General features: G+C 45.5%; 22 protein-coding genes and 1 pseudogene. 2 read left to right on the top strand and 21 right to left on the bottom strand.

The window, feature by feature from the left end:
- Nucleotides 1-99: 99 nt before the first annotated feature.
- From pnpS to AA84_RS0108215, 8 genes are all read right to left on the bottom strand, one after another.
- Nucleotides 100-1,800: a two-component system histidine kinase PnpS gene (gene pnpS, locus AA84_RS0108250; protein ID WP_236628080.1), complete on the bottom strand. Its 1,701-nt coding sequence runs from the start codon at nucleotides 1,798-1,800 to the stop codon at nucleotides 100-102.
- A complete protein-coding gene (locus AA84_RS0108245) occupies nucleotides 1,784-2,479 on the bottom strand; it encodes a response regulator transcription factor (protein ID WP_028976811.1) in 696 nt (231 codons plus the stop codon). Before AA84_RS0108245 ends, pnpS begins: the two co-directional genes overlap by 17 nt.
- Nucleotides 2,480-2,550: 71 nt before the next feature.
- The gene (pstB, locus tag AA84_RS0108240; RefSeq protein WP_223362592.1) at nucleotides 2,551-3,354 is read right to left on the bottom strand and encodes a phosphate ABC transporter ATP-binding protein PstB; all 804 of its coding nucleotides are present in this window, start codon (nucleotides 3,352-3,354) and stop codon (nucleotides 2,551-2,553) included.
- A 24-nt stretch (nucleotides 3,355-3,378) separates the two neighbouring features.
- Complete coding sequence (gene pstA / locus AA84_RS0108235) at nucleotides 3,379-4,263, bottom strand: phosphate ABC transporter permease PstA (protein ID WP_028976809.1); 885 nt, start codon at nucleotides 4,261-4,263, stop codon at nucleotides 3,379-3,381.
- Nucleotides 4,260-5,228 carry a phosphate ABC transporter permease subunit PstC gene (pstC, locus tag AA84_RS0108230; protein ID WP_028976808.1) on the bottom strand — a complete coding sequence of 323 codons (969 nt, stop codon included), beginning with the start codon at nucleotides 5,226-5,228 and terminating at the stop codon, nucleotides 4,260-4,262. Before pstC ends, pstA begins: the two co-directional genes overlap by 4 nt.
- A 125-nt stretch (nucleotides 5,229-5,353) precedes the next feature.
- The gene (locus tag AA84_RS0108225) at nucleotides 5,354-6,280 is read right to left on the bottom strand and encodes a phosphate ABC transporter substrate-binding protein (RefSeq protein WP_028976807.1); all 927 of its coding nucleotides are present in this window, start codon (nucleotides 6,278-6,280) and stop codon (nucleotides 5,354-5,356) included.
- A 635-nt stretch (nucleotides 6,281-6,915) separates the two neighbouring features.
- Nucleotides 6,916-8,184 (bottom strand): NADP-dependent isocitrate dehydrogenase, encoded by a 1,269-nt coding sequence (gene icd / locus AA84_RS0108220; RefSeq protein WP_028976806.1) that lies wholly within the window; start codon nucleotides 8,182-8,184, stop codon nucleotides 6,916-6,918.
- A 68-nt stretch (nucleotides 8,185-8,252) separates the two neighbouring features.
- Nucleotides 8,253-9,368 carry a citrate/2-methylcitrate synthase gene (locus AA84_RS0108215; RefSeq protein ID WP_028976805.1) on the bottom strand — a complete coding sequence of 372 codons (1,116 nt, stop codon included), beginning with the start codon at nucleotides 9,366-9,368 and terminating at the stop codon, nucleotides 8,253-8,255.
- 264 nt (nucleotides 9,369-9,632) lie between these two features.
- On the opposite strand from AA84_RS0108215, the gene ytvI reads away from it, so the two are divergent.
- The gene (gene ytvI, locus AA84_RS0108210) at nucleotides 9,633-10,775 is read left to right on the top strand and encodes a sporulation integral membrane protein YtvI (RefSeq protein WP_028976804.1); all 1,143 of its coding nucleotides are present in this window, start codon (nucleotides 9,633-9,635) and stop codon (nucleotides 10,773-10,775) included.
- Here the strand turns inward: ytvI and AA84_RS0108205 are convergent, their stop codons facing one another.
- From AA84_RS0108205 to AA84_RS0108160, 10 genes and pseudogenes are all read right to left on the bottom strand, one after another.
- Nucleotides 10,776-11,174: an FxsA family protein gene (locus tag AA84_RS0108205; RefSeq protein ID WP_028976803.1), complete on the bottom strand. Its 399-nt coding sequence runs from the start codon at nucleotides 11,172-11,174 to the stop codon at nucleotides 10,776-10,778.
- Between the two features lie 21 nt (nucleotides 11,175-11,195).
- Complete coding sequence (locus AA84_RS0108200) at nucleotides 11,196-11,624, bottom strand: acyl-CoA thioesterase (RefSeq protein ID WP_028976802.1); 429 nt, start codon at nucleotides 11,622-11,624, stop codon at nucleotides 11,196-11,198.
- A 134-nt stretch (nucleotides 11,625-11,758) separates the two neighbouring features.
- A pseudogene (gene pyk, locus AA84_RS0108195) lies at nucleotides 11,759-13,195 on the bottom strand (pyruvate kinase); the annotation flags it as partial.
- 21 nt (nucleotides 13,196-13,216) lie between these two features.
- A complete protein-coding gene (gene pfkA / locus AA84_RS0108190) occupies nucleotides 13,217-14,176 on the bottom strand; it encodes a 6-phosphofructokinase (RefSeq protein WP_028976800.1) in 960 nt (319 codons plus the stop codon).
- A gap of 30 nt (nucleotides 14,177-14,206) precedes the next feature.
- A complete protein-coding gene (locus tag AA84_RS0108185; RefSeq protein WP_028976799.1) occupies nucleotides 14,207-15,220 on the bottom strand; it encodes an acetyl-CoA carboxylase carboxyltransferase subunit alpha in 1,014 nt (337 codons plus the stop codon).
- Nucleotides 15,205-16,077, bottom strand: coding sequence for an acetyl-CoA carboxylase, carboxyltransferase subunit beta (gene accD, locus AA84_RS0108180; protein WP_028976798.1), 873 nt, complete (start codon nucleotides 16,075-16,077; stop codon nucleotides 15,205-15,207). Before accD ends, AA84_RS0108185 begins: the two co-directional genes overlap by 16 nt.
- 232 nt (nucleotides 16,078-16,309) lie before the next feature.
- Nucleotides 16,310-19,741 carry a DNA polymerase III subunit alpha gene (gene dnaE, locus AA84_RS0108175; protein WP_028976797.1) on the bottom strand — a complete coding sequence of 1,144 codons (3,432 nt, stop codon included), beginning with the start codon at nucleotides 19,739-19,741 and terminating at the stop codon, nucleotides 16,310-16,312.
- 56 nt (nucleotides 19,742-19,797) lie between these two features.
- Nucleotides 19,798-20,727: a DHH family phosphoesterase gene (locus AA84_RS0108170; RefSeq protein WP_028976796.1), complete on the bottom strand. Its 930-nt coding sequence runs from the start codon at nucleotides 20,725-20,727 to the stop codon at nucleotides 19,798-19,800.
- Between the two features lie 46 nt (nucleotides 20,728-20,773).
- A complete protein-coding gene (locus AA84_RS0108165) occupies nucleotides 20,774-22,087 on the bottom strand; it encodes a DRTGG domain-containing protein (protein WP_028976795.1) in 1,314 nt (437 codons plus the stop codon).
- Between the two features lie 21 nt (nucleotides 22,088-22,108).
- On the bottom strand, nucleotides 22,109-22,792 hold the full coding sequence (locus tag AA84_RS0108160) for a metal-dependent hydrolase (RefSeq protein ID WP_028976794.1): 684 nt from the start codon (nucleotides 22,790-22,792) through the stop codon (nucleotides 22,109-22,111).
- A gap of 249 nt (nucleotides 22,793-23,041) precedes the next feature.
- On the opposite strand from AA84_RS0108160, the gene AA84_RS0108155 reads away from it, so the two are divergent.
- Nucleotides 23,042-24,139, top strand: a complete 1,098-nt coding sequence (locus tag AA84_RS0108155; RefSeq protein WP_028976793.1) for a M24 family metallopeptidase — start codon at nucleotides 23,042-23,044, stop codon at nucleotides 24,137-24,139.
- Nucleotides 24,140-24,247: 108 nt separating this feature from the next.
- On the opposite strand, the gene AA84_RS0108150 is transcribed toward AA84_RS0108155, so the two are convergent.
- From AA84_RS0108150 to AA84_RS19375, 3 genes are all read right to left on the bottom strand, one after another.
- Nucleotides 24,248-25,459 (bottom strand): acetate/propionate family kinase, encoded by a 1,212-nt coding sequence (locus AA84_RS0108150; protein WP_028976792.1) that lies wholly within the window; start codon nucleotides 25,457-25,459, stop codon nucleotides 24,248-24,250.
- A 22-nt stretch (nucleotides 25,460-25,481) separates the two neighbouring features.
- Nucleotides 25,482-26,459, bottom strand: coding sequence for a class I SAM-dependent methyltransferase (locus AA84_RS0108145; protein WP_028976791.1), 978 nt, complete (start codon nucleotides 26,457-26,459; stop codon nucleotides 25,482-25,484).
- A 231-nt stretch (nucleotides 26,460-26,690) separates the two neighbouring features.
- A partial coding sequence (locus AA84_RS19375) for a hypothetical protein (RefSeq protein WP_037563287.1) occupies nucleotides 26,691-26,931 on the bottom strand: 241 nt, incomplete at its 5' end.

The raw sequence follows: 26,931 nt of genomic DNA, 5'->3' as shown, positions 1-26,931 counted from the left end.
TGCTTATTCCTTTATTCTAAAGCATCACAGGTGATTTATCCAATTTAGCATTTTATTTAACAGAAGATCAAATTCAGCCGGCATTCGGTTGCGACTTAACTAAACTAAATTTTTCTTAAAGGTAATCGTAAAGGCAGAGCCCCGTCCAGGTTCACTTTCAACATGGATGCGCCCTTCATGCGCTTCAACTAAATGCTTGACAATCGCCAGGCCTAATCCAGTACCGCCTGAATCCCTGCTGCGCGCCTTGTCAATCCGGTAAAAGCGTTCAAAAATACGTGGAATTTTGTCTTTTTCGATGCCAATACCAGTATCGGTAATCACAACGTCTACCTCGTCTTTTCGTTCATGGATTGCAATCGAAACCTTGCCGCCCTCAGGCGTGTAGGCGATCGCATTCGTGACCAAATTAATCATGATTTGGCGAATCCGGAATGCATCTCCTTCAATGATCCCCTCATCCCCCGGTTCAAACCTTAGATCAATCGTTTTTTCTTTCGCTCTTTCCTTGAAAATAAGCAGTACACTTTCAATCAACTGCTTAAGCGACAGTTTGGCGAACTCAAGGTTAAAGTGCTCGCGTTCAATTTTGGACAGTTCAAGCAAATCCTTAATAAGGCTTTGCAAACGTTGCCCTTCATGAAGCATGATGTGCAGGAACTGATCCTCAAGTTCCTTGTCTTCACGAGCGCCATCGAGAAGCGTCTCGGTAAAACCAATTAAAGAGGTTACCGGCGTTTTCAGCTCATGCGACACATTCGCGACAAAATCTTTACGCATTTTCTCCAATTTTTTGATTGTCGTTATATCGTGAAATACGACAACAATGCCTCTGACTTTTTTGTGTTTATTTAAAATGGGAGCGCAAGAAACATCATAATATTTGCGCTCAATTCCCACATTCAGCTGCAGTTGACGAGCAAGCGTCGCTTTTGTGGTGTAAACCTCGTCAATCATATGCTTCACGCTGTCATAAGTAATCACTTCATGATAGTCCGCGAGTTCCCAGTAACTGGCATTCGTTTGAAAGGAATCTTTAAACGTTTGGTTCACATAGTTGATTCTGCCGACTCCATCAATGAGGATCAAGCCATTTCCGATATTCTCAGTTAAAGTTGCCATGCTGGCCCGCTGACGATTGTACGAATGCTTGAGATCATGGATTGACTCTGAAATCCGGTTCATCGCGAGATTCAAATGCAGGATACTCTCTCGTTTCACTTGATCAGAAGCGATCATATTGTAAGAGCCTTCCAACACATTCTCCGCCATTCGGGTCGCAAAACGAATCGGTCTGGCATACGTACGTACGAGATAGTCACGATAAAGAAGCAAAGCAACTCCTGCAGCGATAAAGAAACAATAGAAAAGGTTAAGTCCAACAATCGACGACTTGTTCCCGATCAGCTTCAGATAGCCGGCCTGAGCGTCGGTGCTTGGCAACTGCTTTATGTACGCTAAAGAATGTCCTGATACGACCAACTGCTTTGTCCCCTCAAGCATTCTTTGTTCCTTATTTTTTGTAGAAAACACGAGCTGCCGTCTTTGATCATAGACTGAAATCTGCACCTTTTGTTCTTTAGCAAACTGAACAAGCATGCTTTTCGTCGCGCTGGTCTGGATTGATTCATCTTGGCTTACCAAAGTTGCAATCCACTGCGCACGTGATTCCATGGTCTGCCGATCATTATGCAGCATCGTCACATCAACGACCTCATCTGTGACGAAAACGATAAAAAGCAAACTGGTGAGTGCGAACGCCCATCGCAGTACATTTCTTACTTCAAACCTTCGGCTCATCAAGTTTATACCCCAGACCACGCACCGTTTTGATATAGAGCGGCTTACGCGTGACGTCTTCAATCTTGTCTCGCAGATGGCTGACATGAACATCAACAATCCGTGTATCGCCGGCAAAATCGTAATTCCATACAGCATTTAGCAATTGTTCACGCGTTAGTACGCGTCCTTTGTGCCTCATCATATAAACAAGCAGTTCAAATTCTTTCGGTGTTAAAACCATTTCCTCATCTTTAAAAAGCGCCTCAAAGTTATTCGGATAAACCTTCAAGTCGCCAATCACGAGCACATCGCTATGTTCCTGTTTGCCAATTTCGGTTCTTCTTAAGATCGCTTTAACTCGAGCAACAACTTCGCGGGGACTGAATGGCTTCGTCATATAATCATCGGCGCCCAGCTCTAGCCCGAGTATTTTATCAAATTCATCGTCCTTAGCCGTCAACATCAGAATCGGAACATAATTCTTCTCTTGCCGAAGCTGTTTGCATACATCCATGCCATCCATTTCAGGAAGCATGAGATCAAGAACAAGTAAATCCGGTTGCCCTTCTTGCGCAAGCTTCAACGCATCGGTACCGTTTGTTGCCGTCTGGACATCAAACCCTGCTTTTTTCAAGTTAAATGAGAGTAGAGTAACAATGGATACTTCATCATCAACCACTAGTATTTTCTTTGCCAAACCGATCACTCCTTGCATCTCTTCTTATCATATCAATTTTGAATCAAAGATACAGCAATGAGTTGGCGGAATTAACCAAATCGACCCGAAATATAGTCAGCTGTGCTCTTTTTCTCTGGAGTCGTAAACAAGGTTTTTGTTGTACCGAATTCGACCAGTTCGCCCTGATAGAAAAATGCTGTGTAATCAGCGATACGGGCTGCCTGCTGCATGTTGTGTGTCACAATAATGATCGTGTAACTGTTTTTCAATTCAAGCAAAAGTTCTTCAATCTTGGCACTTGACACCGGATCAAGCGCAGAGGTTGGTTCGTCAAGCAGAATCACATCCGGTTTAAGCGCTAACGCACGTGCAATACAGAGACGCTGCTGCTGACCACCGGATAAGCTTGTTGCCGAACGATCCAAACGGTCTTTAACCTCGTCCCACAGCCCAACCTGTTTTAAACAATCTTCTGTGACTTGTTTCAATACTTTTTTACTGCGCACACCTGCAAAGCGGAGCGGCAGTTGAATATTTTCACTAATTGATTTTGGAAATGGGTTCGGCTGTTGGAAAACCATTCCAATTTCCTTACGAAGTTGAACAACATCCACCTTAGGGTTAAGAATATTGACCTCTTTATAGTTGATCGTTCCTTCGCATCGTGCGCTTGGAATTAAGTCATTCATTCGATTAATGGTGCGCAAAAAAGTTGATTTTCCACATCCGGATGGTCCGATCAATGCGGTAATCGACTTCTCATGAATTGGAATCGTAACGTCTTTAACTGCATGGTTTTCGCCGTAAAAAATATTCACATGCTCAACACTTAGTTGAACGGGACGCTCTTGGGTCACTGTATTATTTGTAAATGAAACAATATTATTTTTCATTTCAATCATGATGATTCCTCCCACTTATTTCCCAGAAAATTTTTGATTAATGATTTTTCCAAGCATGCGTGCAAACAGATTGAAAATAAGCACGCAGATAACAAGTACTGCAGCAGAACCATTAGCAATCGTATCCACATCGGGCATAATTCCACCAGTATTTACGGACCAGATGTGTACCGAAAGCGTTTCGGCAGATCGAAAGAGGTTAAGCGGCGAATCCGGTGCAAGCGGATTCCAATTTTCAAAATTGAGATCTGGTGTTGATAATCCGGCCGTAAATAAAAGTGCCGCTGACTCGCCAAATACACGTCCTGCTGAAAGAATAATTCCTGTAAGAATGCTTGGAAACGCTGCAGGCAAGAGGATCGTTTTAATTGTATGCCAATGCGTCATTCCAAGAGCGAGTCCGCCTTCCTTCTGATGTCTCGGCAGTGCACGGAAACCATCTTCGGTCACGCGGACGATGACCGGCAAGTTAAAGACTGTAAGGGCAAGCGCTCCTGAAAGAACCGAATACTTAAAGCCAAAATAATTAACGAATAAAAGCATACCGAACATACCAACCACGATTGAAGGAAGCGAAGCGAGCACCTCAACACATGTGCGTATAAATGAGGTGATTTTTCCTGGTTTCGCATATTCAGCTAAATAAATACCGCCACAAACACCAATTGGAACCGTAAGCAGCATGGTAATGAACAAGACATAGAAAGAGTTCCAAAGCTGGTCCTTTATCCCTCCACCGGGCATAAAGGGACTGGCACTCGTTGTTAGAAAATGCCATGAAATGCTCGATAGACCTTTCACTAAGATGTAACCAAGCATTGAAATGAGTACCGCAGCCATAGCCGCGGCGCAGAGAACAATGACTGATAGGGCAATACGATTCGTGACTTTACTGTTCATCGTACTTCACCCCTTTTTGCTAAGTAACGTACAATAACGATAAACACATAGGAAATCAGTAACAAAATAAGTCCGAGAGACCAAAGCACATCGTTAAGCACACTGCCTGTTGTTGTGTGTCCCATGCTTAAAGTAATGATCGTTGTTAAGGTTGCTGCCGGATCAAGAATTGAGCCTGGAAGATTTCGCGCATTGCCAATCACCATCTGAACGGCCAGCGCTTCTCCAAATGCTCGCGACATCCCTAAGACAATCGCAGTAATCAAACTCGAACCCGAGGCTGGAATGACGACACGCCATATCGTCTGCCATTTCGTAGCGCCAATGGCATAGGAGGCCTGACGCAGCGAATCAGGAACAGCACGAATACTGTCTGCAGCAATACTCGCGACTGTTGGCAAAATCATAACGCCGACAACAATAGCGCCGGTAATCAAGTTAAATCCCGATCCTCCAAAGTGTTGCCGCATGAATGGAGCAACGATTGATAAACCGATCAAACCATAAACAACCGACGGAATACCTACCAAAATTTCAATCACCGGCTGCATAATTTTTGTGCCCCATTTTTGAGCAATTTCAGCCATGAAGATTGCGGTTCCAATTGCAATCGGTGTTGCAATCAGAGCAGCCAAAAAGGTTACTGCCAGCGAACCGAAAATGAATGGAAACGCACCGAATGAGGGGTTATTCGCGCGATCCGGATACCATTCCGTGCCGGTAATAAACGTCCAAAGGTTAAGGTGATCAACAACGAATGAGCGAAGTCCCTGCAGCGTTAAGAACAAAGTGATGGCCGTGACCGCAATAATCATTAATAACGCGCTGCAGTAGATCAGCGCCTTTCCTCGACTTTCGCTTCTGCGATCAGTCAGGCGGGCAAAAAAATTTTTCTCATTAATCAGCGGTGATCTTCCGCCCCCTAATGCAGATCCAGCATTCGAAGTTATTCTATTCTTAATCATTTTCACACCTCATTTGCATAGTGTCCGAACGCCCATATGACGGCAAGCGGGTACGTTAGACCGTTCCCGCTTAAGCCGCCATTGGACTAATCTTTATTCACTTAACCTGACATCAGGAAAAGTCATCATTTATCGGTTTGTTTTCCTGTCGCATCACGTTCAACTTTCATGTCTTTAACCGACAAGTAACCTTGTGCCGGTACATCTTTGGTTTGCACATCATCACTCATCATGAAATCCAGGAATGCTTTAGCAAGTTTTGAAGGTTCACCTTTCGTATACATGTGTTCATAAGCCCATACAGGGAATTCACCACTTGCAACGTTAGCGTCTGAAGCTTCCACACCGTCAATAGAGAGTTTAACAACAGAATCATCATTAGCGGTGAAGTAAGACAAAGCCATGTAACCCACTGCTCCAGGTGTTTCAGCAACAATTTTCTTTACCGTATTGGTTGAATCTTGAGTGATTCCTTCTGCCGGAGTTTTGTTATCAAGAGCAAACTGGTCAAACGTTGCGCGCGTGCCCGAACCATCCGGACGATTTACAAGCGTAATTTTTTGATTCTTGCCGCCAACGTCTTTCCAGTTCTTCACTTTGCCTGTGAAAACGTCTTGAAGGTCTTTCTTAGAAAGGTTTTTAACGCCCACTTTAGGGTTAACTGCTGCCGTCATACCGACAACCGCAACTTTATAATCTTTAAGTGCTTTTGCGTCAACGTTTGACTTGCTTTCTGCGAAAACGTCGGACATGCCGATATCAAAGTTTCCAGCTTGTGTTTCGCTCAGCCCGGTACCGCTGCCGCCGCCCTGTACTTCGATCTGTACATCAGGATTCTTTTCCATGAATTCCTTTGCTGCCTGTGCCGCCAGCGGCTGGAGAGCGGTTGATCCGCCAATCGTCAGTTTTCCGGACAATGCAGCAGAGGAGCTGGATTCAGATTTTGAAGAGTCGCTGCTGCTACCTGACGAGCTGTTTCCGCAGCCGCTCAATACGAGCGTTAATGAAAGGATGAAAACCAATCCAATCGCAAGCAAGTTTTTCTTTTTCATTAGAATATTTCCCCCTCAGAATGTTGAGTCACCTTATTGCACTATCTATATTAAGGCTTGACTTTTAAACGGGTATAAACAAATTGTAAAGGTTTTGTAAAGACGAATTGTGTCGATCATTGTATATACCCATAGAATGGACACAACGGACTCAATCATGCATTGATAAAAGAAAAAACAGAAAAGAATAAGCCATTTGCTTTTCGCAATTGTAGGTATGGAGCGGGTAGTCTGGAGATCTGTTGGACGATCAGAGCGAGCAAGCGGAGTTGATCAGTAAGCTTAAAAAGTAAAAGAGTCTTAAAGCGCTCGCTTTAAGACTCTTTTACTTTTTTTACAGGATAAGATAAGAAAATATAAGATTTGCCCCGTCTTCAAGCCAATAGACCTGTGTCTTGACCGAGAATCAAAGTGGAGGTACTCTGACGCCCGCGGCAAGCGAGTAACCGAAGCGACGATTCAGACCGAAAAGACACAAGTTCATCACACATGGCTGAAGAATAGGGACCGGGCGCTTTTTGCCCGTTTTTCCTTATATGTGGATCTGCATTTTCATGCATGAATTTTTATACGAATAGGAAAGAGATTTCCTATGAACTGCGTCATTTATCCGGGCAATGATTAAGTGTATTCAATCAAAGATTTCGAATCAGTGCATCAGCAAATTCCGAGCATTTCACTTCAGTTGCATCGTCCATTAATTGGGCAAAATCAAAGGTCACGATCTTGCTGGCAATGGTTTTTTCAATCGCGTTCATAATTGCTTTTGCTGGTTCGTACCACTTCAGATATTCAAGCATAAGCACTGCGGAAAGAAGAAGGGACGATGGATTGACCTTATCCAGCCCTGCAAAGGTTGGTGCGGTTCCATGCGTTGCTTCAAAAAGAGCGGTACCTGTCTCAAAATTGATGTTTGCTCCCGGAGCAATGCCGATCCCGCCAACCTGCGCTGCCAGTGCATCGGAGATATAGTCACCGTTTAGATTCAATGTTGCAACGACATCGAAATCTTCCGGACGAATCAGAATCTGCTGCAAGAAGTTATCGGCAATCGCGTCCTTGACGAGCACACGGCCATCTTGCAATGCCGCATGCAATTGCTGATCTGCAGCTGCTTTCCCCTGCTTTTTCGTCACGGACTCATAGTGACTCCACGTAAACGTTTGATCCGGAAATTCGCGCTCGGCCAATGCGTAGCCCCAGTTCTTAAAAGCTCCCTCGGTGAATTTCATAATGTTTCCTTTGTGCACAAGAGTCACACTTTTCCTATTTTCACGAATGGCGTAGCGGATGGCCGCGCGAACCAGCCGCTCCGTCCCTTCTTTTGAAACCGGCTTAATGCCGATCCCAGACGTTTCAGGAAAACGAATCTTTTGAACATTCATTTCTTCTTGCAGAAAACGGATCAGCCTTTCAGCATCAGATGATTCTGCCGGAAACTCAATGCCTGCATAAATGTCTTCCGTATTTTCGCGAAAAATAACCATGTCAACCTTTTCTGGATGCTTGAGCGGTGATGGAACGCCTTCAAAATAACGTACCGGTCTTAGACATGTAAACAAATCGAGCTGCTGGCGAAGCGCGACATTAAGCGAACGAATGCCGCCGCCTACCGGGGTTGTGAGTGGTCCTTTAATGGCGACTACATAGGTTCGAATTGCATCGACCGTTTCTTTTGGCAGCCATTCTCCTGTCTGGTCAAACGCCTTCTGACCAGCATATACTTCTTTCCACACAATACTTTTCTTTCCTTGATATGCCTTTTGAACCGCTGCATTAAGAACACGTGAAGCTGCTTGCCACACTTCCGGTCCAATTCCGTCTCCTTCAATAAAGGGAATAATCGGATGATCGGGAACGACTAGGCTGCGTTGATCTACTTTAATTTGCTGTTTTTGTGTCATCAAATTCTGTCCTCCATACCTGTTTTTCTGATCCGATTTACAGTCCATTCACTTAGTCATCTTCTGTTTCAGCGCAAATCAATGGGGGTAACGCGCCGCAGATGTGGACCATTGTATTCAGCACGCGGGCGAATAAGACGGTTATCTTTATACTGTTCCATGATGTGTGCCGCCCAACCCGATGTTCTGCTCACTGGAAAGACAGGCGTAAATAAATCGTGGTCAATGCCTAGGAGATGGTACAGGGTTGCTGAATAGAAATCCGTATTCGGCAGCAGCCCTTTTTTCGCTTTCATGATTTGTTCAATTCTGAGCGACATCTCATAAAGACGTGTATCTTCGTGCAGTTCGCTGATTTGTCGTGCCATATCTTTAAGGATACGTGCCCGCGGGTCACCATTTTTATAGACTCTGTGACCAAAACCCATAATTTTCTTTTTTGCTGCAAGCGCTTCATAGATATAATCATCAACCCAATCGATCGATCCAATTTCTTCGAGCATGTGCATGACTTGCTCATTTGCGCCGCCATGGAGCGGGCCTTTCAATGCACCGATTGCTGCCGTTATTCCCGAATAGATGTCGGATAGTGTTGCAACACAAACACGTGCTGTAAATGTTGAGGCATTCAGTTCGTGATCTGCATGAAGAATCAATGCGTGATCCAACAATTTCGCCTCAAGGTCTGAAGGCGCTTTTCCGCGCAGCATATAGAGGAAATTTTCCGCAAAATGCTTCGATGGGTCAGGCGATACCGGGTCAAGACCCTGGCGAATTCTCGAAAACCCGGCAACGAGTGTGGCCATTTTAGCTTGCAGCCGAATCGCCTTAGTCTGATTTGCTTCAATACCTGCCCGTTCAGCGTCGGTATCATAGATACCAAGGTTTGAGACGGCCGAGCGTAATACGGCCATTGGGTGCACCTGATCGAGCGGGCACATCTTCATCATTGCGAACAGTTCATCAGGGACAGCAGCGTTAGCCGCAAGCGATTTTCGGAACACGGACAACTGTTCTGATGTTGGAAGATCTCCGTTCCACAACAGATAAATGACTTCTTCAAAAGTTGTTTGTTCGGCCAAGTCCTGTATCCTGTATCCACGATAGGTAAGTACATCATCTTTTATTGAACTGATGGCTGATGTTGTAGCAACAATGCCTTCAAGCCCTCTTGTCATGGTCACATTGGTCCCCTCCCTAATAACATCTCTTTTTCTGCGCAGAACTTTGCTCTGTCAAAGTGCCCATTCATTCGATTGGCATGAATAAAAACAGATCCACTTTATTCATGCATTTTAATTATCGTATCGATACCTAATTTAACATCATTATATTGATTATATATGCTTTCAACTAATTTGTGAATATATTTTATTTTTTTGCAGTTTGTTTTCTGTGTATATTCGCACCTTGTCCGCATACCTATAGACGTAAGGTGGGATGAGGACATGAACGCTCAAAATTCGCAACCGTTTCTTACGATTATCTTTATTGTTTTACGTGCCCTTGTTGTCATTGCGATTACAACATCGATCATTGTGATGTTAATGCTTGCCGTTCGTTATGCGCTGCCCTTCATCATTGCTTGCGCGCTTGCATTCTTAATCAATCCACTGGTCCTGTTTATTGAAAAAAAAACGGGGTTGCCCCGGGGAGCAGCCTCATTTGTTGTTCTTTTCTCTTTTTTTTCCATTTCCATCGGCAGTCTTTTATTTATCGCCTTTGCTCTGATTCGCGGCGTTGCTTCGCTCTCTCGGACAGTGCCGGATGAGTTGTCTGTCCTAATTGGTGACATGCAAACATTCTTTTTTTCACGCCTTGTGCCGTCATGGGAACAAGCCATACACATTTTTTCCGGGCTTCCGAACGGACAGCAGAAAGTGATCCAGTTGAATGTAGAAAGCATGGCAGGAACACTCGTCGACATGCTGAATGATTTAGCCGGTCGGTTGCTGACCAACTTAAGCCAATTTGTCGCTACAATTCCCAGCACTTTGGTTTCAGCACTTTTTATTTTCCTTGCTTCATTTTTCTTATCCAAAGATTCTGAACGGATCAAGACTCATGTTCATCGATTATCCATGCATTCTTCGATTGGGCGTCCGGTCTACAAAGTTCTCTCAGAATTAAAGAAAACATGCATCGGTTTTGTACGGGCCCAGTTTCTGCTCATTTTTATGACCATGGCTTTGGTTTTTGTCGGCATGCTGATCTTAAAAGTGCCGCATCCCATCACCATTACATTAATCACCGGAGTCGTTGATTTAATTCCTTATTTGGGTACCGGTGTTATTTTCATTCCATGGATTATCTATCAGTTTTTTACACACAACTATTCCTTCACCATATGCCTAACCGCTCTCTATATCGCTGCAATCATTCAACGGCAGCTGATGGAGCCAAAAATCATTTCCGTCAGTATTGGCATTGATCCGCTTGCTTCACTTGTTTCCATTTATTTCGGATTTCGTTGGTTCGGCCTTGCCGGTCTGATTATCGGACCATTAGTGCTTGTTGTCATTAAAACACTGTACTATTCCGGGACTTGGATGGACCTTTGGCAGTACATCTTAGGCAAAAAGAGCGCCTGATCATCTCCGAAAGAAGTGAAAGGTAAATTCGCCGCTGCGCATCCGTTCACGGATCCAACGTGACGTACGTCTGACTAATACGACGCGAACCGCAGGAATCAGCAAAATAATGCCTGCCAAGTCACTGATTAATCCAGGCAACATGAGCAGCAGACCACCAATCAGCAATCCGGCCCCGTCAATAAGCGGTTCACTGGGGACTCTTCGCTGCTCGAAATCCTGCCTGAACTTCTGTATGAGAAGAAGTCCTTGCTGCTTGATCATCCATGCTCCCAAAAGGGCGGATGCAAGCAAAATCAGCAGCAAATGAAAGCCACCGATCAGTCCACCGACATAAATAAGGGTACAGACTTCAACCAGGGCATAGAGGATCATCACCATTAACAGTTTGTTCAGCATCTTCTTATAATCTCCCTTATTTTAATCTTCCGCTTTGCCGGCAGCTTCTACGATCAGCTGATGCAATTCCGGATTCTTTCTTCTTATCGATACCGGACGCAAAGACAGGTCAGTCCAGCAATGCTCACTTGAACCATCCGCAAGCAGCTTCCGATCCGTTTTGCGATAAATCTTGTAATTAAATTTCATTCTGATACTGTCGTAGGCAGCAATCTTGGTTTTCACGATCAGTGTATCATCATAGAATGCCGGTGAATGGTAGTGAGCCTCGACGCCCAGCACCGGCATCATTAGCCCCTCTTCTTCAACTTTTCGATAAGAGATCCCAGATTCTCGGATAAAATGAGTGCGCGCCAACTCAAAATAGATGACATACTGACTGTGGTGCACAATGCCCATTTTATCCGTCTCATTGTAGCGGACAACGACTTCCGTTGTTGATTCTATCATCATTCATCACTCCGTTTAGCTACTCGCTTTTCTTGAATTAAAAGAGGAGGCACATTAGGATGTGCCTCCTCTTATCATAAACGATGAACTTACTGAATAGAAATAAGTTGAGAAATTCAACACATTTCTTAAGCTTGTGTCAGTGTTTCTCCGATTTGGTGAACACGCATGATGTTCGTTTTGCCTGACGCAGCAACCGGAAGACCTGCCGTAATGACGACAAGATCACCGTCTTTAACAAGTTCCGTTTTCTTTGCACTGTCAACAGCGATTTCGAACATTTCATCCGTTGACTTTGCTTGTTCGCTCAGTACCGGAGTCACGCCCCATGCCAAGCACATTTTGTTTGCCACACGTTGTGAGTTGGTAACCGCCACGATTGGTGCTTTCGGACGATAGTGAGAAACAACGCGAGCGGTGTAGCCGCTGACCGTCGACGTAACGATTGCGCCAACATCGAGGTTCAATGCCGTATGAGCGACGGCTTCGCCGATTGCAGCCGTTACAGTTGCTTCGCTGGAGTCGCTCAATTTCTTGAGTGTCGCTTTGTAGTCAAGCGCAGATTCTGCTTTCAGTGCAATGTTATTCATTGTCGTCACAGCTTCAACCGGCCATTTACCGGATGCAGATTCACCGGAAAGCATGATTGCGTCGGTACCATCGAAGATTGCGTTTGCAACGTCACTTGCTTCGGCACGTGTACAACGCGGGTTGCGAATCATCGAATCAAGCATCTGTGTTGCTGTAATAACCGTTTTGCCGGCTTTGTTACACATTTTGATGAGGCGCTTCTGAACGAGCGGTACATCTTCCGGCGGAATTTCAACACCAAGGTCACCACGGGCAATCATGATACCATCAGAAACTTCGAGAATTTCGTCGATGTTGTCAACCGCTTCTTGGCTTTCGATTTTAGGGAAGATGTGTACGTCTTCTGCACCATGTTCTTTGCACAGGTTGCGAATGTCGTTAACATCCGATGCATGACGTACGAACGAAGCGGCAATAAAGTCGATGCCTTCGCCGATACCAAAAACGATGTCATTCGCATCTTTTTCAGTCATTCCCGGCAAGTTGATGCTGACGTTAGGTACGATAATACCTTTTTTGCTCTTCAGAACACCCGTATTCAAGATTTTGTTATGGATAAGTCCGGCTTCTTTATCGATACCTGTCACTTCAAGTTCAACTAAGCCGTCATCGATCAGAATCTTTGAACCAACATGAATGTCGTCAATCAATTCTGCGTAAGTAATGGAGAATTCTTCTGCTGTTCCGGCAACTTCTTTCGTCGAAATATCAACCGATTTTCCTTCTTCAAGAAGAACTTCCGGCGTTGCCATATCATGTGTACGAATTTCCGGTCCCTTTGTATCGAGAAGAATACCAATCGTTTTGCCGGTAATCTTCATCGCTTCACGAAGGTTAAGTACTTTTTGATGGTGTTCTTCATGATCACCATGCGAGAAATTAAAACGCGCAACATTCATTCCTGCGTTAATCATTTTGACAAGCATTTCAACCGTATCACTTGATGGCCCCAGTGTACAAACAATCTTTGTTTTTTTCATTAAATAGTTCCCTCCAGCAATTTATATGGATAATACTTTTGCTAACTTATACAACTCATCGTTAAACTCGTGTTTCTTCGTGAGAAGATCGAGAATGTTATGAGTGACAATCTTGTTATTTTGAATGGCGATCATTTTGCCCTTTTCGCCGGTCAATAACAAGTCGACAGCCTTATTGCCCATCCGGGCTGCCAATACACGGTCAAATGCTGTTGGTGCACCGCCGCGCTGAACATGTCCGAGAACCGTTACGCGAGTATCCATGTTCGTTTTCGCTTTTATTGCTTTTGCGACTTCATCGGCACTGCCCACACCTTCAGCCACAACAATAATATTGTGCCGTTTCCCGCGTTCTATGCCTCGGTTCAAACGTTCAACAATCGTGTTCAAATCTTCTTTTGTTTCCGGAATCAGAATCGATTCGGCGCCATCAGCAAGTCCGGACCACATCGCCAAATCGCCGCAGCCCCGACCCATAACTTCAATAATGAATCGGCGTTCGTGCGAAGTTGCCGTATCACGGATTTTATCGATCGCATCAATGATGGTATTCAATGCTGTATCGAATCCAAGGGTGAAGTCGGTTCCCGGGATATCATTGTCGATTGTGCCGGGAATACCGATCGTAGGGAAACCGAGCTGAGTCAACTTGACACCGCCCATGAAGGATCCGTCGCCGCCGATCACAACAAGCCCTTCAATACCGAACTTCTTCAACTGTTCAATTGCGATCGCACGACCTTCTTCAGTCTTGAATTCTTCACAACGTGCGGTGTAAAGAATGGTACCGCCGCGCTGGACGATGTCGCCAACATCAGAAACCTCAAGCTTTTTGATGTTGCCGGTGATTAAGCCTTTGTACCCGTGGTAAATGCCGTAAACTTCCACACCGCGATAAATCGCTGAGCGGACGACCGAACGAATCGCTGCATTCATACCCGGAGCGTCTCCGCCACTAGTCAGAACTCCAATTTTTTTCATCACAATAATCACCTCATTTTAGTGTCCTTACTATTGCTTATCTGATGAAGATGAATAAGAAAAAACAGAAAGATCGGTTTGATTCGTCTGGGCAGTATCGTAATCACCGATCTCGCGATACTTGGCCAACCGCTGCTGGCGAACTTGATCGGGACTTAATTGACCCAATTGTTCCATCGAAGCCACGAGCGCCTGATCAATGCGTTCAGCTTGTTTCTTCGGGTCATTATGTGCACCGCCCAAAACCTCCGGAATCAGTTTATCAATAATGCCGAGTTTTTTCAAATCTGATCCGGTAATTTTCATCGTTTCTGCGGCTTTTTCTGCTTGACCGGCATCTTTCCACAGTAATGCTGCAGCTCCTTCGGGCGAAATAACCGAGTACCAGGAATTTTCCAGCATTAAAATCTGATTGCCGACACCGATGGCAAGTGCCCCGCCGCTTGCTCCCTCACCGATTACGACACAAATGACCGGTACGGACAGCCAAGACATTTCATAAAGATTGCGGGCAATCGCTTCGCTTTGGCCGCGTTCCTCAGCAGCTTGCCCTGGAAACGCTCCTTTTGTATCTATAAAGGTAATGATCGGCCGATGAAACTTATCTGCCTGTTTCATCAGACGCAACGCTTTGCGATAGCCTTCCGGATGAGGACTTCCAAAATTACGCATAATGTTTTCTTTTGTATCCCTGCCGCGTTGTTCGCCGATAACCGTGACCGGGCATCCATGAAATTTTGCGATTCCGCCTACAATTGCCGAATCATCGCCATAGAGTCGGTCACCGTGACATTCAAGAAAATCTGTAAAAAGAAGCGGAATATAATCCAATGTTGTCGGGCGGTTCAATTTTCTGGCGACACCGACACGTTCCCAAGGAGTCATGCTGCCGTAAGTTTCTTTTTCAAGGTTTGCCAGTCGTTCTTGCAGGTGATTCAATTCATCGGAGAGGTCAATGCCCTTCTCATCCATAAACTGTTTTAATTCAGCTATTTTCCCCTGAAGCTCATGAATCGGCTTTTCAAATTCTAGTTCCGGTCCCATGCTTCAGCACTCCCTTCCGTATGAATCGACAAGATCTGTCCCAAAACGGTTCTTAATTCAGCGCGTGGGATGACTTGATCGAGCTGTCCGTGCTTCAACAGAAATTCAGCCGTCTGAAAATCCGGAGGGAGCTCCGCACCGATCGTCTGTTCAATAATGCGCCGCCCGGCAAAGCCGATTAATGCCCCTGGTTCAGCAAGGTTATAGTCGCCCAAAGAAGCAAAGCTTGCCGAAACCCCACCAGTGGTCGGGTGGGTCATGATTGAAATATAGAGACCGCCGTTCTCGCTGAAGCCCTTTAGTGCAGCACTCGTTTTTGCCATTTGCATCAAGCTGAGGACACCTTCCTGCATACGTGCCCCGCCGGATGCTGAAAAGATAATGACCGGTATTCCCTGTTTCCCGGCATATTCAACCATTCGCGTAATCTTTTCACCGACAACCGAGCCCATGCTGCCCATCCGGAAGCCTTTATCCATAATAGCTACCGCACATTCACAGCCTTCAATCCGGCCTTTTCCTGTCCAAACCGCTTCGTTCAACTTGGTCTTTTTGCGATCCGATTCCAATTTATGCATATAATTGGGAAACTGAAGCGGATTTAATGAAACCATATTCTTGTCAAATTCGACATATGAATCTGCGTCAAAAAGCATTTCCGCACGTTCATACGCACCGATGGGATAATGGTAGCCGCAAGATTGACAAACAAACAGATGCTTCTTCAATTCTTTGACATACATTATCTTCTTGCATTTTGGGCATTTACGGACAATGCCCTCAGGAACATCCTGTCTCGCTTTTGCGGATGGGACGGTTGCGTACTTTTTTTTCTTGGTAAAAAAGTCCTTCATCAAGTATATCACCCTCTTACATAGTCAAAGCTCGTGATTTGCTTTGTCGGACAACATGTCACTATTTCTTCACGTATAATTCATGGAATCGTCGAATATTCATCCGGGTTGTCCTATAAAAATAGAGATAAAATAAATGCGTTCCGATTGCGATCCTGAATTGAAAAATGCACTAAACCACACCATTATAACAAACGTTCCATCAAAAAATAAGTGACATCCCTGATCGTTCCGCTCAAGAAAACCGCTGATCGTCTTTCCGAGGTTTGCGAGCAGCTCCGTTTCCCATCATTCGTTTCGCCATGACATTCTGCTCCCCGAGCAAGCTGCGCATCGACTTGACAAGCGATTCATTGATCTGAACCGCATGGTTTAATCCAAGTGCCACCGTACGTTTAGTCGCTTCGTAATAAAGAATCACGCGATGCAGTCCTGGGGCAGTTTCAATGGCCTGTTTCACTTTTTCAAGAAGCTGAGGCTGATGATGTGCCTGATCAATTCTCAAAAAAAGCGCAGTGTCCCATTCATCAAGATAATCCTTTAACGAAAGTGCCCGTTGAAGGATAAGCTGCGGATTGTTCTGTTTTCCTGACGACTTTTTCGCTTGAATGACGAGCATCTGACCATTATTCATCCATTGCTCAATCTTTTCATACGTATTTGGGAAACAAACGGTGTCAATTAATCCAGATTCATCACTTGCGGAAAAAAAGGCCATTGGCTGCCCTGATTTTGTACGAATCCGTTTGACTTGCTCCACCATAACTGCAAGTAAGGCATCGTTTCCTTCAGCCAGCTGCTCTGTTTCGCGAACAGTCAGGACCGATTGGGGCAGAGCATCCCGATAGTCTTCGATCGGATGTGCGGACAAAAACAAGCCAAGTGCTTCATGTTCGTAATGCATTTTTTCTGCCGGGGTAAGCGGCGGCACTTCAATGTAATTTTCTTCATCATGCTCCGGAATTAAAAAGGATGCTTGTCCTTCACTTTGTTTTTGCTGCTCCTCCCCAAATTGGAGGGCGCGGTCTAAGGTAGCAAGTAAACCCGCACGATCAACGCCAAATAAATCAAACGCGCCGGCAAAGATCATCGATTCAATCGCTTTTCTGTTCACTTTCCGAGCAGGCACACGCCGGCAGAAATCATAAAGATTTTTAAAAGATCCATGCTTAGTTCGTTCCTCAACGAGTGCTTCAATCGCACCAATGCCGACATTTTTGATTCCTGACAAACCAAAACGGATCGCCTGTTCCGATGGTTCGAAACTGCCGACACTCTCATTAATCGACGGTGGAAGTAGCCGAATGCCCTGATCACGCAGTTCACGAAGCGTTGCCTCCATTTTCTCTTGGTTTCCGATAATTCCCGTCAAGTGAGCGGCCATGAATGACTGCGGCTCATGTGCTTTGAGGTAGGCAAGCCTGTATGAAAGAAAGCTATACGCAACGGCATGAGAACGATTAAATCCATAATTAGCAAACCGTACAATCAGATCAAACAGCTGATGCGCGGTTTGCTCCGAGTAGTGGCAGGCAATACATCCAGAAATGAAGGTTTTTTTCTGCGCCTCAAGCAGTTCGCGCTTCTTCTTGCCGACGGCTCGACGCAGAATGTCGGCTTTTCCCAACGTATAGCCGGCCATCTGTACAGCGATTTGCATGATTTGCTCCTGATAGACCAAAACGCCGTAAGTCGGACGCAGTATCGGTGCCAAATCCGGATGTGGATAGACAACTTTTTCCAATCCATGCTTTCGTCGAATATACTGATCAATAAACTGCGAAGGTCCGGGACGGTACAGTGCGTTGACGGCAACAATATCTTCAAACTCAGTTGGTTTCAGCTTTCGAAGCACTTGCCTCATACCCTCGGATTCCAATTGAAAGATCCCCATTGTATTTCCGCTGCACAGCAGTTGAAAGGTCTCCGGATCGTCGAGCGGTATGGAATCGATGGTCATCCGCCCTTCGCGGAATGCCGGCGTACGTTTTAACACCTCACGCATGAATGTCAAATTACGCAAGCCTAGAAAATCAATTTTTAACAAGCCGAGTGATTCCAATACATCCATGGGATACTGCGTGACCGGTATGCCTTCATGGCCGCTTTGAATCGGCACCGAACGTTTCAGCGGCTGGTCGCTCAGGATTACTCCAGCTGCATGGATTGAGGTGTGTCTCGGCAGTCCTTCAACGCGACGTGCCAGTGTAAATAATGCCGCTGCCTCGGTTGACGCTTGCAGCAGTTTCTTTAGTTTGTCCGAATTCTTATAAGCTTTCTCGAGGCTCATCTTCGGAACACCGGGAATCAGTCGCGCCATGCGATCCACAAGTCGCGGGTCTGTACCCAGAGCACGGCCAACATCACGAATCGCCGCTTTTGCTGCCAAAGTTCCAAATGTAATGATTTGTGCAACATGATCATGGCCGTACTTTTCAAACGCGTAGGCGATCATTTGATCACGATTAACATCGGGAAAATCCAAATCAATATCCGGCATGGTCACACGCTCTGGATTCAAGAAACGTTCAAAAAGCAGATGATAGCGAATTGGATCAACTTCAGTTATTTTTAACACATAGGCAACAAGTGAACCAGCAGCTGAACCGCGCCCAGGACCTGGAAGATAACCTGAATGTCGCGCATGGGCAACAAGGTCGGCAACAATCAAAAAATAGTCGTTGAAACCCATTTGATCAATAATTGACAACTCATCATTCAATCGCGCTTCAATCGTTTCGTTCACATCCGAATAGCGTTCTTTTAACCCTTTCGCACACTGTTCACGCAGCTTCTGGCCAGCAGTCATCCCGTCAGGAATCGGAAAATGAGGCAGGCGCGCTCGTCCGAATGAAAAAGAAACCTGACATGCCGCAGCGATTTTCTCGGTCACCACTATGGTCTCCGGCAAATCGGTAAAGCGTTCCAGCATGGCCTCTGTCGTCTGGAAGGACAAATCGCGTGGATCTTGCGGCTGTTCTGCAAGTTTCGTTCCATCCTTGATGCATCGTAAACAGGCATGGGCCTTGGCATCATTTTTGCTCAAATAATGAATGGTTCCTGTTGCTGCGCAGCGGATCGATCGGCGCTTCGCGATTTCCAGCACTTGCTTCTCGATTTGCCGCTGGCTTCCATCGCCTTGCCGTTGGATCTCCAATAAAAACCGACCGGAAAACAACGTTTGCAGACCAACCGCCCATTGTTCTGCGCGTTTCGGTTCCCCGATCGCAAGTGCTTGGTCCACCGGTCCGTCGGTACCGCCGGACAGCGCAATAAGCCCGTCCGTATAGCGCTTCAACTGATCCAACGACACATAGTCACGTGTATTCAGCTGTACAAGAGAAGAAAGCTGGACTAAGTTTTGATACCCTAAATCATTTTGAGCAAGAAGAACCAGTACAGGCATTGATGCAGCAGGCTTAGGACGTGCTGCACCGACCTCAGTGCTCATTGAACCATCAAGAGCTACCTCCATGCCGATCACGGGATGGAGACCAGCGTCTCGACACGCCTGATAAAAAGGAACCACGCCGTACATGACGTTTCGATCCGTAATCGCAATCGCTTTTTGTCCCGCTCGTTTCGCTTGAGCAACAAGATCGCTGATTCGGCAAGTGCTGTCTAGCAAATTGTATTCACTATGTACATGAAGATGAACAAACCCCATACGCCTGTACCTCCTTTAATCTGTGGTGTTTGAAAAAAGAAGCGGAATAGGGGGCATCAATCGGCACACAACGCGCGCAGATCATCAACCAGCTGATCCGCTTCTTCCCAATCAGCTACCGTCGCACCCGAGGCCATTGGGTGTCCGCCACCATGATATTTTGCTGCCAATTCATGAATTGAAGGCGCTTTGGAGCGGATACGTGCACGAATCTGATCCTCATCTTCTGAAAAGAGTACCCAGGCTTTTAAGTGTTCGACATTGGCAAAACAGTTCACGAGTGCCGACGCATCGGAAGGCTCAAGCCCAAAAGAGTGAACCAATTCTTTTGTAAGTCTGATATAACCGACGCCTTCCTCGGTTAAAGAAAAGTGCTGCAGTACATAACCATTAAGCCGGGCCTGCTTTAAACTGCGTGCATACAGCTGATCAAAAAAGGATTGACGGTCAAACGGCTGTTTTACCAGTTCCGAAGCAGCGAGAAACGTCTCTGAAGTTACGTTGCTGAACTGAAATCTTCCGGTATCACCAACAAGGCCTGCAAAAAGCAGTCGGGCCGCTTCCTTAGACAGTGTGAGTTCGGGATGTGCCCGATAGATTGAAGCAATCATTTCACTTGTTGAACTTGCTTGGGTATTCACCCATTCAGGTTCTCCATAAGAATCAACGAGCGGATGATGATCGATTTTGACAAGGTGTGTACCACGCATGTAGCGTTCGTCTGAGATACGTTCTTGTGTTGCAGCATCACAGACGATAACAAGAGCTTGATTATAAACGGAGTCTTCAATCGCATCCATATGAATGAGAAAGCGCAGCGACTCTGCTTCCTCGCCGACCACATAAACTTTCTTATCCGGATAATTGTCTTTGATGAGCGTCGCAAGGCCGCCCTGTGATCCTAATGCATCAGGGTCGGGCCGGACATGTCTGTGTATGATAATGGTTTCGTACTGTTGAATAAGCGTCAGAATCTCATCGATCATTGTGAACTTCCTCCTTATGCGTTCAATGCATTGTGCCGAACCGCCGTTAATAACGGTCAATAAACTGAGCATTCAATAATGCCTTGCCGCACAGCTGACCATCTACAAATAATTCAATATCCATCTTTCCATTTCGCCTTGTCATCTCAAGAACCTTCGGCTGAACGGTGACGGTTTGTTCCAACTGCACCGGTTTAAAAAAGTAAAAGGAAAGATTGTCAATGACCAAATCGCCACGTCTCATGTGATTAAGTACCCGGCGGCATACCGTCGTAATCATGGACGTCATCACGCCATGGGATACCGATCCCAGATAATCACTCATTTGCGGTGTGACATTAAAGCGAAAAATATAATGGTCATTCTTCGAATAGTCCTTTAATTGCGAGGAGACAATGTCCTCAATCGTTTCGCCCATTTGCGGTTGCTGCTGAATCATTTGCAATGCTTTAAGTACATCACGCCGAGTAATCATCCCGAGCAGATGCTGCTGCTTGTCAACAACTGGCAGCCCGTCAAAGCCTTCCCAAATCATCTGATGAGCAGCGGCAGCAACGGATGTTGTCGGATTCACGACAACCGGAAGTGGCGTCATCAAGGTTTCGATGGTATCGGCCGTCTGCTGCTTCATGACGTCTTTCATCGCCACAATACCGACAACTTTCATCTGAGAATCAACGACCGGAAAACGGCTGTGCGACGTTTTATGATTTAATTCATACCAGCGTTTCGGCGCATCATAGGTAAAGACAAACTCCGTCTCAGCGAAAGGGATCATGATGTCGGAAACATGAACAATTTCTTTTTTAATTAATTGATCATAGATCGCACGATTGATTTTCGCCGCAACCGTAAACGTGTCGTATGAAGTGGAGATGACCGGAAGCCCTGTCTGATCCGCAAGTATTTTAATTCGCTCGCTCGTATTAAATCCACCTGTAATGAGCACAGCTGCACCTTCTTTAAGCGCATACTCTTGCACCGACTCGCGGTTGCCGACAATCATCAGATCGTTTGCGCCGATGTAGCGTTTCATTGCATCCATCTCCATGGCACCGATCACAAAATGATTCAGCGTGTGCGACAGACCGGCTTTTCCTCCAAGAACCTGACCGTCAACAATGTTTACCACAGAGTCGAAGGTCAGCTTCTCAATGCTCTCCTGCACTTTCTGCTCAATCCGGATCGTTCCGACACGTTCAGCCGTACTGACTAATCCTTGGGTTTCTGCATCTTTAATTGCGCGATAGGCCGTTCCTTCGCTGACTTGAAGTGCTTTTGCAGTCTGGCGCACCGAAATTTTACTCCCGATTTCCAGATTTTCAATATATTTTATGATCTGCTCGTGCTTCGTCTCCATTTCAATCGCTCCAAACAGCCCCTACAGCTCTAGTGTTTGACCAGGTGACAATACATATCCATGTCCGCCAAGCTGATCTGTAAATTTATCGGCATCCTGAGTGATGACGGGGAACGTATTGTAGTGAATGGGGACAATACGTCTTGCCTTAAGCCACTTTGCAGCAATCAAAGCATCTTCAGGGCCCATCGTGAAGTTGTCGCCGATTGGCAAGAAGGCGAGATCTAAATCATTTTGTTCGCCAATAAGCTTCATATCAGAAAACAGTGCCGTATCTCCTGCGTGATAAATTGTTTTGCCGTCCAAACTTAACAACAGTCCTGCCGGCATCCCAGCATAGATGATCTGCTTACGCTCGGCGTTGGTGATGCTTGAACCATGGAACGCTTGCGTCATTTTCACCTTACCAAACGGAAACATATAAGAACCGCCGATGGACATTCCATGAACATGAAGCCCGCTCCAGCTAAAATAGGTAGCAAGCTCTGCGATTGCAATCACAAGTGATCCGTCCCGCTCAGCAATCGCTTGAGTATCCAAAATATGGTCGCCATGCCCGTGAGTGAGCAAAACAGCATCAATTTTCGGCAAGTCGTCAAGAGACAGCGGCGTATGCGAATTGCCGCTGATAAAAGGATCGATAATCAAATTTGCCTTTTTCGTTTGAATAAGAACTGTTGAATGACCAACATAAGTCACATGCATCCTCTTCACTCCTTATTATAGAATGTTTGTTCGTATTTAAGCAATCGTTTTTGTCTAATCGGATCGTTCTTGGACAAGTGTTTAATTTTTACCTTAATTATACACTACGCTGCACACCATCCGCATCGGTCGGTTGCTTGGCCTGAAGATTCGCCAACCTTTTTCCAATGAAATCGATTTAGATTTATCCGCAACGCTCGAGATTGTGATACATTAAAGGTATTATGAATGAAACTGGAGTGACCCTTATTGTCAGAGAAAATGAAACAGATTGAAGCATGGTTAAGAAAACAGGACGGTCGGTTCGCATACATTGCTGATCCGACGAATGTATTCTATCTGACACATTTTAAATGTGATCCGCATGAACGTTTTCTTGGATTGTTTCTCTTTCCTGAAGATGAACCCTTCTTAATTTGCCCTGAGCTCGAAGTCGGTCAGGCACAAGCTTCTGATTTCGGTCATGAAGTGATCGGATATCGAGACGACCAGGACCCATGGACTTTTGTAAAAAAAGCCTTGGATAGACGCCATGCTGATTCGACTAAAGTTTTCATCGAACCAACAACACTGCCTTATCAAAAGGCTCTTGCATTGAAAAGCATTGACGAAAAAGTAACGTTTGGCTCGATCGAAGACTACCTTTCAGATATGCGCAATATTAAAGATGCGCATGAACTTGCAGCCATGAAGAAGGCGGGAGAGATTGCCGATTATGCCGTTAAATTGGGCATTGATGCAATCAAAAAAGGCAGAACAGAGGCTGCGATTGTTGCGGAAATTGAGCATGAACTTGCCAAACAGGGCTATTCGCAAATGGCCTTTGATACCATGGTACTGACCGGCGAAAACACTGCCAACCCGCACGGCTATCCGGGTACTCATCAGATTCACGAAGGCGATTTTGTTTTGTTTGACCTCGGCGTTGTCATTGACGGCTATTGTTCTGATATCACACGAACGGTTTGCTTCAAACACGCAACCGACGAACAACATAAAATCTACGAGACAACGCTGCAAGCCAATCTAGAAGCGATTAAGGCTGCGCGAAAAGGGCTGCGAATCGGCGATCTGGATGGTGTCGCTCGCAAAGTGATCGCAGATGCCGGTTACGGTCAATACTTTACGCACCGTCTTGGACACGGACTTGGGCTTGGCGAACATGAGCAGCCGTCAATGAGTGCTGCAAATGATAAAACGTTAACCACCGGGATGGTATTTACAATCGAACCGGGGATCTATGTTCCAGGCGTCGGCGGCGTTCGTATTGAGGACGATGTTTACCTCACTGAAAACGGCCCGGAAACATTAACCCATTTCCCAAAAGAGCTTCAAATTATTGACTAAATAAAAGCGAACGCTTCATAAAATAAGAAGGTGTCTCAAAAGCCATTTTTGCTAAAGAGACACCTTCTTATTATTTTTCAGGAAATTTACATACATTATTGCGTACACTTAGGATTCGTCAATTTTTTTCTGCGAGTTTGAGAGACGCACCGTATCGCGCGCAATCATCACTTCTTCGTTTGTCGGAACGACCAGAACTTTTATAGTCGATTGATCGGTGCTGATGAATGTCTCCTGGCCATTAACCTGATTGCGCTTCCGATCCCAATCAACGCCCATAAAACTGAGCCCTTCAAGAACGCGGGCGCGAATCATAGAACTGTGTTCCCCAATGCCCGCAGTAAAAATAATTGCGTCAACACCATTCATCTTTGCTGCAAACGAACCAATGTACTTTTGAATCCGTTCGACAAACACGTTAATCGACAGAATCGCCCGTTTATTGCCTCTTTTCGCTTCTTTTTCAATATCTCTCAAATCACTGGAGAATCCGGAGATACCAAGCAAACCGCTTTTCTTGTTCAGCACGTTCACAACTTCGCTGGCATTCATTCCGGTCTTATCCATAATGTACGGAATCAGCGCGGGATCAATATCACCGGAGCGCGTCCCCATCGTCAATCCGGCCAGCGGAGTAAAGCCCATCGAGGTGTCAATTGATTTGCCGCCTTTGATCGCGGTGATACTTGCACCATTGCCCAGATGACAAGAAATCAAGCGCAACTCTTTAATTGGCTGCTTCAGAAGTTCAGCCGCGCGGTAGGCAACATATTTATGGCTGGTGCCGTGAAATCCGTACTTTCTCACCCCATAATCCGTGTAATATTTATAAGGCAGACTGTACAAAAAAGCAGCGCTGTCCATGGTCTGATGAAACGCAGTATCGAAGACGACAACTTCCGGCACCTTCGGGAGAACATCGCGAAAAGCGCGAATGCCCACCAGGTTGGCCGGGTTATGAAGCGGGGCCAGTTCGGAAAGGTCTTCAATCTTTTGAATCACTTCATCTGTGACCAGTGCCGAATCATCAAAGGTTTCGCCTCCGTGCACCACACGATGACCGATGCCTTCAATTTCATCTAATGATCCGACTATTTTCTGCTCCGTGAGCTTATCAAGTAAGATACGAACTGCTTCTTCATGATCTGAGATGGATGCGATTTCCTGCTGTTTTTCGCCATTTACTTGAATGGTAAAAATTGAATCCGACAAACCAATACGTTCTACCGAACCTTTAGTGACCAAATGCTCAGCAGGCATATCGAGAAGCTGAAACTTCAGCGATGAACTGCCGGCGTTGATCGCGAGTATTAAAGCCATTGTCGATCACCCTCTCGTCTTCTTAAACCGAACGATGTAGAAACCAATGATCCAGCTGCTGCATAAACTTGCGCATCTTGACTTCGTTGGAGAAGTCGGGCATTTCTGCAAGTAATGCTTGTTTTGCATGATCCTGGATATCGGTTTTCTTCTGCATCAACAAGATGCTCTTCGCTTGATCCGCTCGAAGAAAGAGTGACACCGGGAGCTGAATCAATGCGAGAATGGTCGCTTTCTTTTGAAGAAAATCGTGAAAAACATGCCCCTGATCATCTGAAAACAGATGGTTGGGAACAAGCGCAAGGAAGTATCCTTTGTCTTTAAGCATGCGCAATGCTTGTTCCACAAATAGAAAATGAATCAGCGGCTGCTTCGGATCAACAGCATTCAAGGTATAATTTTTTGCTGTTTCTTGATCCGGATAGACTCCGGTCGGCAAATCACAAACAACATAGTCGACCGGGTCAGCCAAGATTGGCTTCAAGCCGTCTTGATGAAAAAGCTGCACCGCTTTCTGCTGCAAATTGGCATTCGCCGCAGCCAGACGAATAAGCAATGGATCTGCATCGACACCAAACGCTTTTATGTCATCGGTCGCCGACTGATTCATAATTCCTGTCAGCAAGTTTGCCGCACCAACAGCCGGATCAAGTATTGAAAACGGCTTTTTGCCAGCAAGCATGGCAACCATATGCCCCATCAGCAGCACCAAAGTATCTGGAGTCAATTCGTGATTTGGCTGAGGCGATGCTTTCATCCCCTTGAGCAACGCAAGTTGAAGCGAACGCCGTACATCTTCTGCCGTCATCTTCTGATTGTAGAAACGTTCATACAACGGTTTCAGTTTATCAGCAATTGTTTCAGCCTTAATTTCATCCTGAACCAACCCCTCAGCAGTTTCGCATAGAGCGGTTAAGTAATCTGATTTTCGTTCTTTTTTTGTATAAAGTGCTGCTTGATCAATCATTGTAAAAAGTTCACTGACTGTTGTTGTCTGCAAAACGATTTCCTCCATACCAATTAAAACGCTTACATTGTATATTATACAGCGAAGTTAAAAAGATTACTTGCTGTTTTTGGCGCCTATTTATGTATTTGTGACAAAATAGTGAAATTCTATAAAAAAATGGAATGACGTTGCGGCTCTGTGCTACGAACAGACGACACGTGTCAAATCTGGTTACATAGCCATTGCACAGTTGTCTCATTGTTGCTCACTCCTTCCATTTTGCTATTCTTTCACATGCCTATGTTCACTATAGACCAAATTTGCGAGCAGAGCAATTGATGCATAGATCTTGCTTCCTACATACGCACTTAGCGCCTGTTTTGTTTCACCAATCAACAAATTTCGATTTTGGTTCACCACATTTGTAAAAGCAATTAAGAAAAACCGGGCAAAATACGCCCGGTCCTTAATCTCCAACCATGTGTGATGGACTAGTGTCTTTTCGGTGCTGAATCGCCGCTTC

This window comes from Sporolactobacillus terrae DSM 11697 (genome assembly GCF_000648615.1).
Lineage (GTDB): Bacteria > Bacillota > Bacilli > Bacillales > Sporolactobacillaceae > Sporolactobacillus > Sporolactobacillus terrae.
Note: the sequence above shows the minus strand (reverse complement) of the source record. Positions and strands in the feature narration are given on the sequence as shown.

Bases quoted from the DNA above. Each gene is read 5' to 3' on its own strand.
- AA84_RS0108165 (WP_028976795.1), bottom strand. From the start codon at position 22,087: ATGGAGACGAAGCACGAGCAGATCATAAAATATATTGAAAATCTGGAA.
- pstA (WP_028976809.1), bottom strand. From the start codon at position 4,263: ATGAACAGTAAAGTCACGAATCGTATTGCCCTATCAGTCATTGTTCTC.
- AA84_RS0108225 (WP_028976807.1), bottom strand. From the start codon at position 6,280: ATGAAAAAGAAAAACTTGCTTGCGATTGGATTGGTTTTCATCCTTTCA.
- pnpS (WP_236628080.1), bottom strand. From the start codon at position 1,800: ATGAGCCGAAGGTTTGAAGTAAGAAATGTACTGCGATGGGCGTTCGCA.
- pstB (WP_223362592.1), bottom strand. From the start codon at position 3,354: ATGAAAAATAATATTGTTTCATTTACAAATAATACAGTGACCCAAGAG.
- AA84_RS0108200 (WP_028976802.1), bottom strand. From the start codon at position 11,624: ATGATAGAATCAACAACGGAAGTCGTTGTCCGCTACAATGAGACGGAT.
- AA84_RS0108170 (WP_028976796.1), bottom strand. From the start codon at position 20,727: ATGATCGATGAGATTCTGACGCTTATTCAACAGTACGAAACCATTATC.
- AA84_RS0108160 (WP_028976794.1), bottom strand. From the start codon at position 22,792: ATGCATGTGACTTATGTTGGTCATTCAACAGTTCTTATTCAAACGAAA.
- ytvI (WP_028976804.1), top strand. From the start codon at position 9,633: ATGAACGCTCAAAATTCGCAACCGTTTCTTACGATTATCTTTATTGTT.
- icd (WP_028976806.1), bottom strand. From the start codon at position 8,184: ATGACACAAAAACAGCAAATTAAAGTAGATCAACGCAGCCTAGTCGTT.
- pfkA (WP_028976800.1), bottom strand. From the start codon at position 14,176: ATGAAAAAAATTGGAGTTCTGACTAGTGGCGGAGACGCTCCGGGTATG.
- AA84_RS0108185 (WP_028976799.1), bottom strand. From the start codon at position 15,220: ATGGGACCGGAACTAGAATTTGAAAAGCCGATTCATGAGCTTCAGGGG.
- dnaE (WP_028976797.1), bottom strand. From the start codon at position 19,741: ATGGGGTTTGTTCATCTTCATGTACATAGTGAATACAATTTGCTAGAC.
- pstC (WP_028976808.1), bottom strand. From the start codon at position 5,228: ATGATTAAGAATAGAATAACTTCGAATGCTGGATCTGCATTAGGGGGC.
- AA84_RS0108205 (WP_028976803.1), bottom strand. From the start codon at position 11,174: ATGCTGAACAAACTGTTAATGGTGATGATCCTCTATGCCCTGGTTGAA.
- AA84_RS0108150 (WP_028976792.1), bottom strand. From the start codon at position 25,459: ATGGCTTTAATACTCGCGATCAACGCCGGCAGTTCATCGCTGAAGTTT.